The following is a 12,889-nucleotide window of genomic DNA, read 5'->3' on the forward strand; positions in this document are numbered from 1 at the left end:
ATGAATTGTTCAGCGCGCGACAGAAACTGTTGCCTGAATCCGGCTGCATGTGAACAATTAGACTTGACTATGTGTCATTTATTTTTCCTAACTAACCAGTCAATCAAAAAAACAGGGAGGCTCCAGTGAAAGCCCTAACAACCATTTCAACCCTTGCCATTCTGGCATCTGCCGGGGCGGCATTGGCCAATTGCGACGAGGTCGTATTCTCGGATGTCGGTTGGACCGATATCACTGCGACCACTGCCGCAACGACAACAATTCTTGACGCGTTGGGCTACGATACCGAGATCAAGATCCTTTCCGTTCCAGTGACTTACACCTCGATGGCCGAAGGCGATATCGACGTGTTCCTGGGCAACTGGATGCCGACCATGGAAGGCGATATCGCGCCGTATCGCGAGGCGGGAACGGTTGAAACCGTGCGCGCGAACCTGGAAGGCGCCAAGTACACGCTGGCCGTCAACGCGGCTGCCGCCGAGTTGGGCATCAAGGATTTCGCTGATATTTCAGCGCACTCCGACGCTCTGGACGGCAAAATCTTCGGAATCGAGCCGGGCAATGACGGCAACCGCTTGATTCAATCCATGATCGATGGCGATTCGTTTGGTCTCTCCGGTTTTGAAGTCGCAGAAAGCTCGGAGCAAGGCATGCTGGCGCAGGTGGACCGCGCCTCGCGCAAGGGCGATCCGATCGTGTTCCTGGGCTGGGAACCGCATCCGATGAACGCCAATTTCGAGATGTCTTACCTGACGGGTGGCGATGAGTTCTTTGGCCCCAACTTCGGCGGCGCGACCGTGTTCACCAACACCCGCAAAGGCTATGCAGAAGAGTGCCCGAATGTTGGCGCGCTGCTGAACAACCTGGAATTCTCGCTGGCAATGGAAAACGAGATCATGGCCGCGATTCTGGATGGTGGCGAAGATCCGGCGGACGCAGCCAGCGCATGGCTGAAAGCCAACCCGGATGCCTATACCCCATGGCTGGACGGTGTCACGACCCGCGACGGTGGTGACGCAGTCGCCGCAGTAAGCGCAGCACTGGGTCAATAACCTTAAACGCCCTTCGCCGCGTGTCTGTGGCGGAGGGCTTTTTTGTGGCCTGATCTCAGGCCCGGAATACTCTGAAAGGCAGACAGATGGATTGGCTGACCGACAACAAGATACCCGTCGGCAAGACGGCCCGAGCGGTTTTTGAATGGCTCCAAGAAATAGGGGAGCCATTTTTCGATTGGTTGTCCTGGGTTCTTGAGGCGCTGATTGATGGCATATTATGGGTGCTGCAAACCCCGCACCCATTGATCGTTGTGGGCGTCTTCGTAGGCATCACGTGGCTGTTGCAGCGCAATTGGAAGGTTTGCCTGTTTGTGGCGCTGGGGTTCCTGTTCATTCTCAATCAAGGTTATTGGGAAGAAACGACGGAAAGCCTGACGCTGGTTCTATCTTCCTGTCTGGTCTGTATGGCGATTGGCGTGCCTATTGGCATCGCGGCGGCGCATAGGCCTAAGCTTTACGTGGCGATGCGGCCGGTGCTGGACCTGATGCAAACCCTGCCGACCTTCGTCTACCTGATCCCCGCGATCGTATTCTTTGGTATCGGCATGGTGCCGGGCCTGATCGCAACCGTGATCTTCGTGTTGCCCGCTCCGATCCGCCTGACCCATCTGGGTGTGTCCTCGACGCCGACCCCGCTGCTTGAGGCGGCAGAGGCCTTTGGCGCGACCAAATCCCAAACTCTGTGGAAGGTCGAGCTGCCTTACGCGCTGCCGCAGATTATGACCGGCCTGAACCAGACCATCATGCTGTCGCTGTCGATGGTTGTGATCGCCGCTCTGGTCGGTGCTGACGGCTTGGGTGTGCCGGTCGTGCGGGCGCTCAATCAGGTGAACACGGCCCTTGGTTTCGAATCCGGCTTTGTCATCGTTGTTGTTGCGATCATCCTCGATCGCGTCCTCAGAGTGGAGCATTGATCCATGACTGCAGTTGAATTTGACAATGTTTCAATCGCGTTCGGCAACGACCCCAAAAGCGCGTTGCCCTTCATGGACGAAGGCAAAGACCGAGCAACCGTGAAAGAAGCCTGTGGTCAGGTGCTGGGCGTCCACAATTGCTCGCTGACCGTGCATGAGGGTGAAACGCTGGTGCTGATGGGGCTGTCTGGTTCGGGCAAGTCCACGTTATTGCGGGCGGTGAACGGGTTGAACCCGGTGATCCGCGGCGCGGTTCGGGTCTCGGACGGATCGGAGATGGTAGATGTCACCAACGCCGACGCCCGTACCCTGCGCCGGATGCGCCAGAACCATATTGCGATGGTGTTCCAGCAATTCGGCCTATTGCCGTGGCGTACGGTTCGTGAAAACGTTTGGCTGGGGCTGGAGCTGTCGGGCATGTCCCGCACTGAGAGGTTGCAGCGCACCGATGAGCAACTTGCTCTGGTCGGTCTGTCCGACTGGGCGGATCGCAAGGTCGGAGAGCTGTCGGGCGGTATGCAACAACGCGTCGGTCTCGCCCGTGCCTTTTCCACTCAGGCGCCGATCCTGCTGATGGACGAGCCGTTCTCGGCCCTCGATCCGCTGATCCGGACCAAGCTGCAGGATGAACTGCTGCGCCTGCAGGAAAAGCTCAAACGTACGATCATCTTCGTGTCCCACGACCTTGATGAGGCCTTCAAGATCGGTAACCGTATCGCCATCATGGAGGGCGGTCGCATCGTACAATGCGGCACCCCGTCCGAGATCTACTCGAAGCCTGAGGACGAATACGTGGCCGACTTTGTTGCGCATATGAACCCTCTGGGCGTTTTGCGCGCGCGGGACGTGATGGAGCCTGCAACCGGTACGCCGGACCGCTCGATTGATGCTGATACGGATATTCGCGATGTCATTCAGGGCTTTGACCAGAACAACGCACCGGTTGGCGTGATCGAGAACGGGGCGATCATCGGTCAGGTCACAAAAGACCGTGTGTTGAACAAGCTGGTTGATCCGATGGGGCAGTAGCCCTCTGACGGTAGACATGGGCGGTCCGGCACTACGACGCCGGACCGTTCGTTCTCAAATGTTTTCGTGCCATCCCATTCGAAACCTCCTAACCTGCCTCGAGAGGTGTTGAGCTAGGAGCAGGCCGTGACAGATACCTTCCAAAGAGTTGCTGATTTCACCCTTGGTATAACACCCGAGGATATCCCCGATGCGACGCTTGACGCCGCCGCGTTGATGCTGCTCGACACGCTGGGCATTACGATAGCGTCGGGTCCTATGGCGGCTGGGAGTATCGCCAGAGAAACGGCTTTTGCGCTCTACGGGGCAGGTGATCCGGCGCTCAGCGCGCGGATGCTGTTTGATGGCCGCCGGGTCAGCGCCGCAGGGTCTGCCTATGCTGCCGCAACGCAGACTGACAATCTGGATGGGCATGACGGCTATAACCCGACAAAAGGGCATATCGGTGTCGCTGTCGTACCGGCGCTTTGCGCGCTGGCGGAAACGGTTCCGGATTTCTCGGGCCCCGAAGCTCTGACCGCTGTCACCATCGGGTATGAGGTCGCTGGGCGCGCCGGGATTTCTCTGCATGATACAGTCAGCGACTATCACACGTCAGGGGCATGGAACGCCTTGGGCGTCGTGGCCGTCGCGGCTCGGTTGCGTGGGTTGGGAGTGGACCAATTGCGGCAGGCCATGGGCATCGCTGAATATCACGGCCCCCGCAGCCAGATGATGCGCGAGATCGCCAACCCCACAATGCTGCATGACGGATCGGGCTGGGGGGCTTTGGTCGGTGTGTCTGCGGCGGTTTTGGCCGAGAAAGGCTTTACCGGCGCGCCGGCGATCACAATCGAAGCCGAAGAGGTCACGATCCATTGGCAGGACCTTGGCCAGTTCTGGCAGATGCAGCATCAATATGTGAAACCTTACCCGATCTGCCGTTGGGCACACGCTGCGATCGACGCTGTCCGTCAGCTCATGCGCGACCATGACCTGAGCCATGAAGATATCGACTCGGTGCAGGTCAATACCTTCCGCGAGAGCGCCTGTTTGTTTCAGGGCATGCCAGACGACACCTCAAAGGCACAGTATTCGCTGCCATTCGCGGTGGCAGTGATGATGGCCTATGGGAGGATCGGGGTTGAGCATATATCGGGCGCGGGTCTTTCCGATCCTTTGGTGACCTCTTTGTTGGAGCGTATTTCCGTTGCCGAAGACGAGCGGCACTCGGCCCGCTTCCCCGAGTGTCGTATTGCCGATGTCACGATCCGTTTGCACGACGGGCGGGTGCTGGAAACTGGCGACGTCCATGCGCGCGGCGGCCCCGAGGCCCCGATGGATCAAGCCGAAGTGGTCGCAAAATTCATGGAGTTCGCGGTGCCGTCGCTCGGTGAAACAAGGGCCTCCGCCATACGTGACGCCGTCCTGGGGTTGAAAGATTCGGTATCGGCTTTCTCGGATCTTGGCGCGGTGATCTATGACGCCCCGTCCGGGTCCTAGTCCCTCAAATACTGTTGAACAATCGCCCCGGGAGCCCCTTATGCTGTGGTAGCCCGAGCTCGCGCAGCAAGCAGAACATCATCGCCTGATTGGATGTGATAACGGGTTTGCCCAGCGCGGATTCAACCCGCTCGATGGCCTCGACGGACCGCATATCGGTGCAACTTAGAACGATCGCCTCGGCCTGCGGATCGTCGGCCTGGCAGGCGAGGTCAAAAACTTCGTTCGGGGTCAATTCTCCCTGACCGTAATTTCCCAGTTCCCGGCCCACATCGGCGCATTTAACCGTTTCAATCCCATTTTGGGCCATGAACGCGATGGCCTGCGTATTGATCTCGCCCAGATAGGGCGACGAAAAGCCGACTTTGCGGGCCCCAAACGCCTGAATGCCCGCGATCAGAGCACTAGCGGCTGTGACTGATTTGGCATTGGCACCGGATTTGATCTGCTCGGCCAGCTTGGCGTCAAAAGACGGTCCATGGGTCAGCGTTGCCGAGGTGCAGCCGTAAAGAACGATGTCGGGCCGCACGCCGGAGATCATCCGCAAATCATGGCTGATATCCGAAGCGCCCAAACCGGCCATCTGATCCGAGCCGGGGATTTCATCCACGTCATACCCGCCCATGCGCTGGAAATGCAGCGTGGTGTTGGGTGGACGCATCAATGCCAGATCCGGCTCCAGGTTTGTGTTGGTGAAAGGCACCAGAACGCCGATCTTGGCCGCGGTTCGGGTCTCGGTCATGTCAGCACTCCTTTCAGCACATCGCGGGCGCGGTTCATCACGTCTGGTGTGCAAATCGTGGCGCGGAGGCAATCGCCTAGGCAATAGCCGCGCATCCCCCGCATCAGCAGGTGTTCTGCACGCAATGCAACATCGGCCCGCTGCGCCTGATCGATTGACGAAAAACGCAACAAGACGAAATTTGTGTGGCTTTGCGGAACGGTTAACCCCATAGCGCGGCAGTTTTCGGTGAACGCGTCGCGGATGTGGGCAGTTTTTTCCACAACCTCTCGCATATGCGTCTGATCACGCATTGCAGCGGCGGCTGCAGCCTGCGAGGGGATCGAGACATTGTTTGGGTTCAAAAGCTTGCGCAGTTCTGCTCCAATCTCGGGCGGAGCGTAGGCCCACCCGACCCGAGCGCCCGCCAGCCCATAGGCTTTGGAAAACGTCCGGGTGATGACCGTATCGCCGCGCTGAATCATAGCGAATACCTCTGCCGGATCATGTTCGGCATCCGAGAATTCGGCGTAGGCTTGATCGACGACCAGCAGAACTTTCTTGGGAAGGCTGGTCCGCAGGCGCACGATCTCAGCGTTCGGGACCAACGTTCCGGTCGGGTTGCCTGGATTGCAGACGAAGACGATGCGGGTTTCTGGAGTGACTGCGCTCAGAATGTCATCCACCGAAACAGTCAAGTCGACCTCGCGCGCCTTGACATAATCCGCCTGCACCTGCGCGGCTGCCGAGGCGATAAACGCGTAACCGTAGTCGCTGCCCAGCACACGGTCTCCGGGCCCAGCATAAGCGCGGATCAGGCAACCGATCAGCTCCATCGATCCCGCGCCGCAAAGGATGTTGCTCGGGTCCAGCCCATGCGCTTCGGCTATCGCCAAACGCAGGTCCGGCCATTCCGGATCAGGATAGAGCGGCATGTCGGCCATCGCGGCCTGTCCGGCGGCAATGGCGGTAGGGCTGGCAGGAAAAGCGCTTTCGTTTTGGGCCAGTGAAATCGTCTGAGGACCGCCAAGATCGGCAAGCGCATAGGCGGCCAGGGCACCAACATGAGGGACGGGCCGGATCATGAGCCATCTCCGTATGCTTTGGCTCCTTCGGCGCTGAGCAGACCGCGCTTGAGATCCAGTGCCAGCGCCTCTGGGTGCCTGTCTGTCGGATCGCCGAAGCCTCCTCCTCCGGGGGTTTCAAAGATCAGGTAGTCGCCGTCTTCCACCCTCAGCTCGCCCTTGCCGGGGATGTCAGTGTCGCTGTCGCGGAACCGGATGCGCCCGGGTGCTCCGGGTTGGCCACCCATCCGACCAAGCGCGGGGAATTTCAGCCGCTCGACCGAGAGGAAGACGATGAAGGGCGCTCCGTTGGCCGAGGTCATCTCGATCCTTTGCCCCAACCCGCCGCGGTACTTGCCCGCACCGCCCGAGTCTGGCCGAAGCTCGCGCCGCCAGATCGTGACGGGGGCGACGCTTTCGGTGATCTCTACCTGGCTGCCGAACACGCCCGAAGGGTAGGCCGTTGCCGATAACCCGTCCGCATGAGGCCGCGCGCCCGTGCCGCCGTTATGCACAGGCTCAACCGCGAATTCGCGCCCTCCGTAACGGGCGACCTCGGGTGCGTGGCGCATGGGCAGATCGAACATGCAGGATGCGCCCTCGGCGGGGACCTGTTCGGGCAGGGCCTGATGCAGGCAGCCCAGAACCAAATCAGGGGTTACCTGACCCAGTGTGTGCCGCATTGCGACGGGCACAGGGCGCTGCGCGTTCAGGATACAGCCTTTGGGGCCATCGACAGTGAACGGCTCCAGTGATCCTGCATTGTTGGGAATGTCCGACCCGACAATGCAGCGCAGGGCAAAAACGGTATAGGCAGTGGCATAGTTCAGGGGCACGTTGATGCCCTTGCGCGAACAGCTGGAGGTGCCAGTGAAATCCACATGCATCCCGTCGGCGCTTACGGTCAGGGTGGCGTGCAGTTCCAGTTCATTCTCATATCCATCCATCTTCAGGACGTTCTTATAGACGCCAGCAGGCACCTCGGCGATGGCGGCCAGAGTGCCCCGGCGCGAGGTCTCGATGATGTAGGCCCCCAGCGCGTCCAGATCGACGATACCGAATTCCTCCATCATCGACACCAACCGGTTCACCCCAGCCTCGCAGCAGGCGATCAGGGCATAGATGTCGCCCTCATTGGCCACGGGTTCACGGCTGTTGGCGCGGATGATGTCCAGCAGCAGGGCGTTTGGCGTGCCTTCCTCGACCAGTTTGCAGGGCGGGATCAGCAGGCCCTCGTCGTATATGTCCGAGCCTTCGGGCCCCATTCCAAGCCCGCCCAGATCAACCAGATGCGAGGTGCAGGAGGTGAAGCCGACGACCTTGCCATCCTTGAACGCAGGCATCATCAGCAGGAAGTCGTTCAAGTGACCCGAGGCGAGCCATGGATCGTTCGTCATATAGATGTCGCCAGGTTTCATCGTTTGAACCGGGAAGGCGGCGCGCAGGTGCTGAACGGCTTCGGCCATGGTGTTGATATGGCCCGGTGTGCCGGTCACGGCCTGCGCCAGCATCCGGCCGTTCACGTCGAAAATCCCGGCAGAAATGTCGCCGCATTCGCGAACAATCGGGCTAAAGGCGGCGCGGATCAGGGTTTGGCCCTGTTCTTCGACAACGGCCAGCAGCCGGTTCCACATTACTTGTAGTCGGGCAGGGGTCATTGCACGCCTCCTTTCTGGTCCCGGATCAGGACGAGGTTTCCGATGGCGTCCACATGGGCAGAGAAATCGGTTGAGACGAGCGTCGTCGTCTGTGGTTCATGGATCAACGCGGGGCCGCGGATGTGGTCGCCGGGCTTGAGATTGGTGCGCGCCACAAAACCAGCCTGTTTCATCTGTCCGTCTACATCACAGATGATGGGCCGGGTTTCTGAAGGTTTCATCGTGGTCAGCGCCGGCGTGGCAGGCAGATCAGGAACGACACCGTCCGGGGTCGCGACCTGTACGGCCCAGTTCAATATCTCGATCTGCATGCCCGGCACGGGGCGTGAGAACTGCTTGCGGTACTCCGTTTCAAACGCTTCGGTCAGCGGGGCGAGGTCTTCGGGGGTAAGTGTGCGGTCGGGCAGCGAAATCTCAATCTCATGCCCTTGACCGCTGTAGCGCATGAAGGCTGAGCGTCCGATTTCGGTCGGTGCATCTCCGGCACCTTGGGTTACAACGGCGCTGGCCTCGGCGATCATATCGTTAAAAAGGTTGTTGATCGCCGTGAAATCCAACGTACCCAGCAGAGAATAGTGCGAGCGCACGATCTCAAACGACACGGGCGCGAACAGAAAGCCCACGGCTGAGCCAACACCGGGATTTGGAGGCACCACGATCCGGCTTACACCCGCAGATCGGGCCACACGGCTGGCATGGAGAGGGCCGTTGCCGCCAAAAGCGATCATGGTGCGCGGCCCGAGGTCTTTGCCCGACTCCACCGCGTGCATCCGCCCGGCGCTGGCCATGCTTTCATCCACGATGCGGCTGACCCCATCAGCGGCGCCTGTCGCGTTGGTTTCAAGCGCTGTGCCGATTACGCTTTGCAGCGTGTCGTTTGACGCCTTGGGGTCGATCTTGATGAACCCTTCGGCAAATGTGTCGGGCACGATGTAGCCCAGAGTGATATCGCTGTCGGTCACCGTCGGTTCGGTCCCGCCACGTCCAAAGGCCACCGGTCCGGGTTCCGAGCCCGCCGATTTTGGCCCCACCGTAAGGCGGCCCAACCGGTCCACCCCGGCGACGGAACCTCCGCCCGCGCCGATTTCAATCATCTCGATCACAGGGATACGCACCGGCATACCAGAGCCCTTGATGAAACGCGCGGCCCTCGCGATCTCGAACTGGCGCGAGGTTTGGGGTCGGGCATTGTCGATCAGGCAGAGCTTGGCGGTCGTACCCCCCATGTCGAAGGACAAAACCTGATCCAACCCGGCCCGAGCAGCGATACGCGCGGCGAGAATAGCCCCTCCGGCAGGGCCACTTTCGACCAGCCGGATCGGGAAACGCATGGCCGTCTGGACGGTACACATCCCGCCACCTGCGGTCATCATCAGGATCGGGCAGTTGACCCCTTCGGCTTCGAACTTTTTCACGAAGCGGGTCAGATAGGTCTCCATCAGCGGTTGGATATAGGCGTTGGCAACCGTGGTGCAGAGCCGGTCAAACTCGCGCGCCTCGGGGCTGACTTCGGATGAGATCGATACGGTCAGATCGGGGCGTCGTTCGGCAAGAGCATCGCGCAACCGGCGTTCGTGCATGGGGTTCGCGTAGGAATGCATGAGGCAGATCGCAACCGCATCCGCCCCGCTGGCGTCGATTTCAGCCAGAAGCGCGTCAATAGCGCCTTCTTCCAGTTCGATCAGAACTTCACCGGTCGCGGACATTCGCTCTCGAACGGTCAGCGAGCGTTCACGTGGGACGAGAAGGTCGGGTTTTTCCAGGTTGATATCGTACTGCGCATAGCGCCGTTCGTAGGCGATTTCGAGGATATCGCGGAAGCCTTCGGTCGCGACAGTTGCCACGGTGGCCCCGCGCCTCTCGATCAGAGCGTTGGTGGCCAGTGTGGTGCCGTGGATGAAGCCGGTCACCTCAGCCAGGGACCGTCCCGCGCTTTTCATGACGCGCAGCGCCCCTTCCATTGCGCCTTCGGCCGGATTTTGGTGCGTGGTCAGGGTTTTGGTCGAGGCCAATATCGTCTCATTGCCTGAAACAAGGACGGTATCGGTAAACGTGCCGCCAATATCTATGGCAAGGCGCAGAGCAGTTGTCATGGAGGGGTCCGTTGTCGTCAGTAACAGTTTGGGCATGGCGCCCGTTCGGCCTGTTACCGACGCGGTGCCACCAAGTTGCAGCCGGTGGCCCGGCGATCCATACGAGTTGGGATGCACTGACAAGTCATGAGGAATTGTCGGGCGGTTTTTACGTCACTGCTAGCGCATTTGCGACATCGCGGCATTCCAACGACGTAAAAACCTGAACTTCGCTGCAGGGCTTATCCCGACAGCCGCGCCAAATCCGCACTTAGCGCGCGGGCCTCAGAAATGCTGCGCTGCAAGGCCTGCAATTGCGCTTCGGCAGTGGTGCCTTGGGGCTTTGCGTTAAGCACCCTGTCGATTCTGGCGGCTGTGGCGGGGTCTCCGCCGCCGATGGCATCGCGCTGTTGCAGGATTTTCAATTTCAGTTGCGCCAGTTCCGATTCCGAGGATCTGATCTGCGCGGCCAACGCGTCGTTGCGGGCCTGAGCTGTCGCCACATCGCCCTCGGCGGCCTCGATCCGGTCATCATAGGCCCCGGTCGCAATGCCGGATACTCCGGCGAAGAACCCTCCGTCCGCCGGGTCTGTCGTGGTTTGGCAGGCGGCCAAAAGCAAGCAAGGCAGAGCAATGCGTGTGATCATGTTTTGCCCTGTCACAGCGACGACGCCAAATCGCTGGCGATCCCGCGCATCTGCGAAATCTGGTTGGACAGAGCCTGCAGATCACCGTCAATGGGCGAAGTGGTTTGGCGGCGCTTGATCGTCAGGCTGCGCGCCTCAGCAAATTCGGCCTGCCGTCTGGTTGCCCCGTCGATGGCCAGTTCCATCTGTTTCAGATTGCCATTGGCCTCGGTCAGTTCGCGTTGCAACTCGGCCTGATCCACGGTTCCCGCTGCGGCGCGGGCGTTCAGTGCGTCCAACTCAGCCTTTTGAGCCACCAGAACTTCGTTCATCACGTTCAACGTGGTCTGCATTTCGGCGGCGTTCCGGTCCAGATCGGATTTGATCTGACGCAACCGTCTTTCGCGCCCGGCATAGCTGCGCTGCACATAGGCCACATAGGTGCCTGCCAGAGCGCCAGCACCCAGTCCGAGGGCGACGCCTGTGCCTACGTCGTCAGAACCGCCCAGCCCAAAGCCGATCGCGCCACCCGCTACACCACCTGCAATCGCCCCTTGCAGGATTGTCTTTTGCAGGGCTGCCGCTTGTTTTGCCAGATCGGCCTCGGCCTGGCTTGAGCCAGCGCCTACGGATCTCAGCGTTTCCGGCTCGCTGCTGCCACCGCAGGCGGACAGAGCCAACGATGCCCCTAACACGGCGGCGATCAGCCGGGTGGAATTAGATCTGCCAGCCATTGATAACTCCCTTTTTTACTGTCTTCTGCCTGCGCCACATGGCGCAGAAACAATGCGGCATCCTCGCTCAGGCGCGCGTGTGCTTGCCCGAGGTTACGCGAAGTCGCCGCAGCGTCAAAGAAATCTGCGCCTGGCTCGGATGGAAAGAACACCACGGCGCGTGTCAAAAGTTCATCGTAATAACTGCGGCTTTGATCCAACCGCCTTAGAATGACACCGCGTGAGCGATAGATGTCGTAGATATCATTGCGGGCCTGTTGCAGTACTGGCAGCGCGGCAGGGTCCGAGCGGGCGATCTCTTCGATCTGGCCCAAGGCATTTTCGGCAACGGCCAAAGTGCGTTCGACACTGCGCAGTGCAACGATATCGGTACGCAGGCTCTGCAATGTCGTGGCGGCCAGAAAGACCGAGACTTCGGCGGCGTCTTCAAACAGACGCTCTGGCGTTGCGGTTTCCTGCAGCGGCAAGCGACGGCGATACTGATCGAGGGCCGGTTCCAGGTTGCGGCTTGGCCCATCTGGCATCAGCCCAAGGGTGGAAAGGGCCGCAGCCAGCTTATCGGGTTCCGCGGCAGCCAGCGTTGCACTGATCGGCGCGGCTGGGGCGGTTTCGGTGTTCCTCAACAGCTCAATCCGGTCACGCGCGAAAGCGGCGAACAGGCCATCGGGATAGGTTTGCAGATAGTCTTTGAAGTCTGCTTGATCGCTGCTTGCGGAAATGCTCCGCCAATGGGCCATATCGGCCTCAAAAGCGTCCGTGGGACTGGCCGAGGGCAAACCCGGCGCAAAACTATGCTCATCCAGAACGGATTCTTCGACCCATGGGATCTGACGACCTTCAGTGTCCAGAACCACTTGTTGACGCACCCGACCGAGCATCAGCCGCACATCCAGATCTGGCGTTGCAATATGATCCAGCAGGCTCGAGGTGAAGACACTGTTGTCGCCCAGCCCGTCATACGCCACGTTGCCGGGGTCAGTGGCATAGGCGATCAGTAGACCTGCACCGCCCCGGATGCGGACAAGACCCTGTTCGACCATCCCTCTCTCCGAGAACGGGTTGTTGCGGCAGGCGTCCAGCAGAAGGATGCCGACATCCGGCCCAGCCTTGGCAAGCACATCGCGCACGCGGTCGATGGTGATCGAACTTCGGCTGAGAGCGGTCAGGTCATTCCCTGAAAACTCGGTGCCGATCAGGTGGTTCTGACCGCCGATCTGAACCCCGTGACCAGCATAGAAGAAGACAGCCATTTCAGCGCCCTGCGCCGCCTGCCCAAAGGCGTGTACCGCACGATCCATCGAAGCTGCGTTCTGATCGGTGGCCTCGGTCACGGCAAAGCCAAGCTCGCGTAGCGCTGCGCCGAGGGCCTCAACATCGTTGACCGGGTTGCGCAAGGCCATATCCGGGGCGCGGTAGTCGGAATTGCCGATCAGCAAGGCCACACGATCAGCCGCCCGGGCCGAGCCTGTCGCCAGAACCAGACAGGACATTATGCAAACCAGCAAAAATCGGAACCGAGTCATACCGTCACCTT

11 protein-coding genes are annotated in these 12,889 nt (G+C 60.2%); 4 read left to right on the plus strand and 7 right to left on the minus strand.

The features are described from left to right. The first annotated feature begins 125 nt into the window (after positions 1 to 125). The 4 genes from choX (at position 126) to ACR0I8_RS13355 (ending at position 4,480) form a co-directional block, all read left to right on the plus strand. Positions 126 to 1,052 (plus strand): choline ABC transporter substrate-binding protein, encoded by a 927-nt coding sequence (choX, locus tag ACR0I8_RS13340; protein WP_170643286.1) that lies wholly within the window; start codon positions 126 to 128, stop codon positions 1,050 to 1,052. A gap of 86 nt (positions 1,053 to 1,138) precedes the next feature. Further along, positions 1,139 to 1,969, plus strand: coding sequence for a choline ABC transporter permease subunit (gene choW / locus ACR0I8_RS13345; RefSeq protein WP_170378502.1), 831 nt, complete (start codon positions 1,139 to 1,141; stop codon positions 1,967 to 1,969). Positions 1,970 to 1,972: 3 nt separating this feature from the next. After that, the gene (choV, locus tag ACR0I8_RS13350; protein WP_170549346.1) at positions 1,973 to 2,998 is read left to right on the plus strand and encodes a choline ABC transporter ATP-binding protein; all 1,026 of its coding nucleotides are present in this window, start codon (positions 1,973 to 1,975) and stop codon (positions 2,996 to 2,998) included. Between the two features lie 126 nt (positions 2,999 to 3,124). Continuing rightward, positions 3,125 to 4,480, plus strand: a complete 1,356-nt coding sequence (locus tag ACR0I8_RS13355; protein ID WP_170689070.1) for an MmgE/PrpD family protein — start codon at positions 3,125 to 3,127, stop codon at positions 4,478 to 4,480. A 4-nt stretch (positions 4,481 to 4,484) separates the two neighbouring features. Here ACR0I8_RS13355 and ACR0I8_RS13360 read toward each other — a convergent pair whose 3' ends face one another. The 7 genes from ACR0I8_RS13360 to ACR0I8_RS13390 all read right to left on the minus strand — a co-directional run bounded on the left by ACR0I8_RS13360 (position 4,485) and on the right by ACR0I8_RS13390 (position 12,878). Next, on the minus strand, positions 4,485 to 5,222 hold the full coding sequence (locus tag ACR0I8_RS13360) for an aspartate racemase/maleate isomerase family protein (protein ID WP_170689071.1): 738 nt from the start codon (positions 5,220 to 5,222) through the stop codon (positions 4,485 to 4,487). Next, positions 5,219 to 6,286, minus strand: coding sequence for a pyridoxal phosphate-dependent aminotransferase (locus ACR0I8_RS13365; protein ID WP_480703250.1), 1,068 nt, complete (start codon positions 6,284 to 6,286; stop codon positions 5,219 to 5,221). The genes ACR0I8_RS13360 and ACR0I8_RS13365 overlap by 4 nt, the downstream gene beginning before the upstream one ends. After that, on the minus strand, positions 6,283 to 7,923 hold the full coding sequence (locus ACR0I8_RS13370; protein ID WP_170689073.1) for a hydantoinase B/oxoprolinase family protein: 1,641 nt from the start codon (positions 7,921 to 7,923) through the stop codon (positions 6,283 to 6,285). Before ACR0I8_RS13370 ends, ACR0I8_RS13365 begins: the two co-directional genes overlap by 4 nt. Further along, positions 7,920 to 10,016 carry a hydantoinase/oxoprolinase family protein gene (locus ACR0I8_RS13375; RefSeq protein ID WP_170689074.1) on the minus strand — a complete coding sequence of 699 codons (2,097 nt, stop codon included), beginning with the start codon at positions 10,014 to 10,016 and terminating at the stop codon, positions 7,920 to 7,922. The genes ACR0I8_RS13370 and ACR0I8_RS13375 overlap by 4 nt, the downstream gene beginning before the upstream one ends. Positions 10,017 to 10,237: 221 nt before the next feature. Next, positions 10,238 to 10,642, minus strand: coding sequence for a hypothetical protein (locus tag ACR0I8_RS13380; RefSeq protein WP_170378488.1), 405 nt, complete (start codon positions 10,640 to 10,642; stop codon positions 10,238 to 10,240). An 11-nt stretch (positions 10,643 to 10,653) separates the two neighbouring features. Further along, complete coding sequence (locus ACR0I8_RS13385) at positions 10,654 to 11,355, minus strand: hypothetical protein (RefSeq protein WP_170378486.1); 702 nt, start codon at positions 11,353 to 11,355, stop codon at positions 10,654 to 10,656. Continuing rightward, entirely contained in the window at positions 11,325 to 12,878 is a 1,554-nt protein-coding gene (locus ACR0I8_RS13390) for a caspase family protein (RefSeq protein ID WP_170378484.1), read from the minus strand. The genes ACR0I8_RS13385 and ACR0I8_RS13390 overlap by 31 nt, the downstream gene beginning before the upstream one ends. Between the last annotated feature and the right edge of the window lie 11 nt (positions 12,879 to 12,889).

The organism is Ruegeria sp. BG9, from assembly GCF_056538305.1.